We start from the raw sequence: 2,382 nt of genomic DNA on the forward strand, positions 1-2,382 counted from the left end.
GCGGCCTCGCGGGCGCTTTTGGGCATCATGTAGGCGAGCGAGACCAAGGCGCCCGCAACCGCGCCGGCAATCCGCACGGCAAGCCAGGCCGGCTCGGGTTCCATGCCCTGCATCGTCCCGCCTCCTTCCTTCTCCCGCCGCGCGTCTTGCCAAACTGAGTCAAGACGCTCGGAACCTGAATCCGCTTCAGCCCGCAACACGCTGATATCCCACGGCTTCCCGCTTTTCCTCGTCGCTGAGGAAATCGGCCGCGCCAAGCCGCGCCCACAGCGCGTCGCGCTCGGCCGAGAGCCCCGGCAGCCGGTCGGCGTCGTACTCCACCTTCAGTCCGGCGCCATAGACCGGCTGCAGCCAGGCGGTCAGCGCTTGCGCCGTGCGCCCCACCAGCGGCAGCACGGTCAACCTGCAGAAGGCGCGGTTGGCCTCCTGGTAATTGGCGTAGGTGAGGTCGCCGGGGATGCCCAAGAGCATCGGCGGCACGCCGAGCGCCAAGGCAATGTCGCGCGCCGCCCCGTTGCGCGCCTCGATGAAATCCATGTCGCGGGGCGTGAGCCCCATCGCCTTCCAGTCGAGCCCGCCCTCGAGCAGCATCGGCCGCCCGGCGCGCCGCGCGCCCTGGTAGCCGTCCTCGAGTTCGGCTTTCAGCCGCTCGTATTGCTCAGGCGTCAAATTGCCGCCGTCCTTGGGCTGGTAGACCAGCGCGCCCGACGGCCGGGCGGAATTGTCGAGAAGCGCCTTGTTCCAGCTCATCGCCGAATTGTGCAGATCGAGCGCCATCAGCGCCGCCTCCAGCGGGGCGAATCCCAGATGATCGTCGAGCGGATGAAACAGCTTCAGGTGCAACAACCCCGGCCCCTCCTCGGGCTGGGCCGGAAAGCGCTGCCGCCGCCCGCCCGCCTGGTGCTCGTAGGCCACCGGCCAGCCGTCGGCGCCCTCGATCACCCGCATGCGGTCGGGCCGCAAGAGCTGCAGCCCGGCGATGCGCCCGCCCGCACTCACGGGGTTGATCCAGGCATTGCCCGACAGCAGCAGCTGGCCGTAGAGGGTTTCGAAGAAGCTGTCGCCGGCGCCGTTCGGATCCGGGCGGTTAAGCAGGTCCATGACCGGGTGGCGCTCCTGCTCGCGGCCGCCGTCGAACACCACGAAGGGCACGGAAGCAGCCGCTTCGGCGATCATCCTCACCGCGCGGTGCGCCACCGGATTGCGCATGAAGCCTTCCCGCGCAAGACCCGCATAGCTGCGCCCGCTCCAGCGCGCGCCGTCGCCGTCCGCAAGTGCTGCGATCGCGCCCGGCAGCCAGCTCTTGGCAGCAGGCGGCCGGGGCGCCGCGGCGCGGGTCCAGGGAAGCCGAAATCCGAATGCCATGGTCTCACCCTTTCGAAGCTCTGGAATCAAAAACCCCGCCAGGGCGACCCTGGCGGGGTTGAAACAGGATCTCTCGTGTGACGCCGCGCGCGGCGGCCTCAGTCGCGGGCGGCGCTCACGAAGTCGGCGGCGATCCGGAGTTCCCTCAGCGGCCGCACGATGTCGATCGAACGCTGGTAGAGCGGATCGGCCTTGTAGGCAGCAAGCGCCGCTTCGTCGTCGAATTCGCCATAGACGACAAAGTCGACGGGGTCGGAAATCGGATCGGTGTTGAGATTGCGGCCGATCTCGAAAAACCGCGCATGCGGCGTCGCCGCCAGCAGGTTGAGGCCCTGCTCCACCCGGTCGCGATCGGCCCGGTCCTTGACGCTGAAAAACACGATGTGGCGAATCATGGGCACTTCCTTTCGGTCTTGATGCGCCATCCTGATTCACGCTTCGCCGCGGGTTGGCAACCTCCATGACGCGTCCCGCTCACAAATGCCGCACCTGCTGCATGTCGGGGACAGTTTACTTTTTGGGCGACGCCCAAAAAGTAAACTGTCCCCGAACTTCCATGACGAACTTTCACAAATGCCGCACCTGCGGCTCGCCCCTGCGCCCCAGCATCAACTCGGTCAGCGCCCAGACCAGCGCGTCGAGCCGGTCGGGCGAGCGGCCGGAACTGAGCCCGTCCGGGCCGAAATCGCACATCTGGTCCTCGAGCCCCGCGAAATGGCCGGCATGGACCACGCGCCCCTGTTCGTAGAGAGCCGCCACCGGCTCGGCGCGCAGCCATTTGCCGCGCGAGGCCCGCACGGTCCGCACCGGCAGCGACGGCTCGACCGTTCTCAGCACGCTCGTCACCATGTCGCCGCCCTGGTTGATCTCGGCCACCACGCAGTCGGCGTCGAAGCGCCGGTAGAGCCGCGCCACGGCCTCGGCCCACCCGGTCGGGCTGGCGCCCTCGACCGAGCCGTCGGCCAGCACCACACCGCGCCCGTCCTGATCGAGCCCGGCGGCGACGATGCCGCAGCA

Annotated in this window: 3 protein-coding genes and 1 pseudogene; all 4 read right to left on the reverse strand. The window is 68.5% G+C overall.

The features are described from left to right. Nucleotides 1–113, reverse strand: a 113-nt coding sequence (locus LL06_RS28375; RefSeq protein ID WP_244447222.1) for a DUF6107 family protein, incomplete at its 3' end; no start/stop codon positions are given. Nucleotides 114–186: 73 nt separating this feature from the next. Further along, on the reverse strand, nucleotides 187–1,365 hold the full coding sequence (locus LL06_RS24965; protein WP_035533464.1) for a phage portal protein: 1,179 nt from the start codon (nucleotides 1,363–1,365) through the stop codon (nucleotides 187–189). Nucleotides 1,366–1,463: 98 nt separating this feature from the next. Beyond that, nucleotides 1,464–1,760, reverse strand: coding sequence for a Dabb family protein (locus LL06_RS24970; RefSeq protein WP_035533466.1), 297 nt, complete (start codon nucleotides 1,758–1,760; stop codon nucleotides 1,464–1,466). A gap of 172 nt (nucleotides 1,761–1,932) precedes the next feature. After that, nucleotides 1,933–2,382, reverse strand: a pseudogene (locus LL06_RS24975) (DNA-packaging protein); the annotation flags it as partial.

The organism is Hoeflea sp. BAL378 (assembly GCF_000759435.1).
Lineage (GTDB): Bacteria > Pseudomonadota > Alphaproteobacteria > Rhizobiales > Rhizobiaceae > Hoeflea.

Excerpts from the sequence above, each read along its gene's own strand:
- LL06_RS24965 (WP_035533464.1), bottom strand. The coding sequence starts at position 1,365 with ATGGCATTCGGATTTCGGCTTCCCTGGACCCGCGCCGCGGCGCCCCGG.
- LL06_RS24970 (WP_035533466.1), bottom strand. The coding sequence starts at position 1,760 with ATGATTCGCCACATCGTGTTTTTCAGCGTCAAGGACCGGGCCGATCGC.